The organism is Massilia sp. CT11-108, assembly GCF_047302915.1.
Lineage (GTDB): Bacteria > Pseudomonadota > Gammaproteobacteria > Burkholderiales > Burkholderiaceae_D > Telluria > Telluria orientalis.
Genome location: NZ_JBKYMO010000863.1, coordinates 1 through 1,482, shown reverse-complemented (window position 1 = coordinate 1,482; position 1,482 = coordinate 1). Strand labels below are relative to the sequence as shown.

The following is a 1,482-nucleotide window of genomic DNA, read 5'->3' as shown; positions in this document are numbered from 1 at the left end:
CCCGCCCCCCCCCCCCCCCACCCCCCCGCCGGCCGCCACGACGCCGCCACCCACGGCGCACCCGGTCGAGCCGGGACCCGCGGTGCCGATCACGCAAGCGGTGCAGATGATCCACGCGCAGGGCGCGAAATGGGTCACGGCCGACGGCACCGAGATCCACCTGAAGGGCGCCAACCTCGGCAACTGGCTGATCAACGAATTCTGGATGATGGGGCAGGGGGCGAACGGCATCGACACGCAATGCCGGCTGGAGGCCGTCCTCGACAAGCGCTTCGGCTATGCGGAGCGCGACCGCCTGTTCAAGGTGTTCCGCGACAACTGGATGAAGCCGGCCGACTGGGACCAGCTCGCGCAGTTCGGCGTGAACGTGGTGCGCCTGCCGTTCATCCACACGCTCGTGGAAGACGAGCAGCATCCGGGGAGTCTGCGCGCCGATGCGTGGCACTACCTGGACGACGCGATTGCCCAGGCGGAGCGGCGCGGCATCTACGTGATCCTCGACCTGCACGGCGCGGCCGGCGGCCAGGCCGGGGAGAAGGAGCAGCACGACGGCTGCACCGGTCCGGCCGAACTGTGGACGACGCCGGCCTACCAGGACCGCACCGTGTGGCTGTGGCAGCAGGTGGCGGCGCGCTACAAGGACCGTCCGGCGGTGGCGGGCTACAGCCTGCTGAACGAGCCGTGGGGTACCGATCCGGCGACGCTGGCCGCCTTCATCGGCAAGGTGTACACGGCGGTGCGTGCCGTGGACCCGAACCACGTCGCCATCCTGCCGGGCCACAGCAGCGGCATCGGCGCGTACGGCGACCCGGCCGCGAAGGGCATGACGAACGTGGCGTTCGAGATGCATTTCTATCCGGGCCTGTTCGGCTGGGGTTCGATCGGCCCGGCCGTGCACCGCGACTGGCTGCTCTGCAATGCGGCGCGGACGACCGGCGTGTGCGAATGGGACAAGCGCATCCAGGGCCTCGAGACGCCGCTCCTCGTCGGCGAGACGCAGCCGTGGGCCAGCATGGGCCTGGAGACGGGCGCACAGGTGACGCGCGCCACCTTCGACACGTACGCCAGGCTCGGCTGGGCCACCACCGCCTGGGCCTACAAGTACGCCAGCAACGCGGGCGGCCACGGCACGGGTACCTGGGGCATGGTCACCAACGCGGCGGGCGACACGATCCCCGCGCTCGACTTCAACACGGCGTCGCTGGCCGACATCGAGAACCTGTTCAGGCGGTACGGGGCCGTGCGCTACGAGCCGCACCGGCCGCTGCGCGACTGGATGACCAGCTCCAATGCCCCCGATCCATTCGCGGGCCTGTAACGACAACGAGGAGACCATCGTGACCACGACACGAACCATGATCCGGCTGGTGTGCGCCGCCGCGCTGTTGCCCGGCATCGCACGGGCTGATACGGCGGACCAGCCCTGGCAGGTGTACACGACCGCGCAAGGCGGCCAGCCCTTCGCGGCGCGCCGGCTCGACG

Annotated in this window: 1 protein-coding gene; it reads left to right on the top strand. The window is 70.5% G+C overall.

Features of this window, described 5'->3' with window-relative positions:
* The first annotated feature begins 82 nt into the window (after window positions 1-82).
* Window positions 83-1,318 (top strand): glycoside hydrolase family 5 protein, encoded by a 1,236-nt coding sequence (locus ACEN88_RS31490; RefSeq protein ID WP_413346064.1) that lies wholly within the window; start codon window positions 83-85, stop codon window positions 1,316-1,318.
* Window positions 1,319-1,482: the final 164 nt, after the last annotated feature.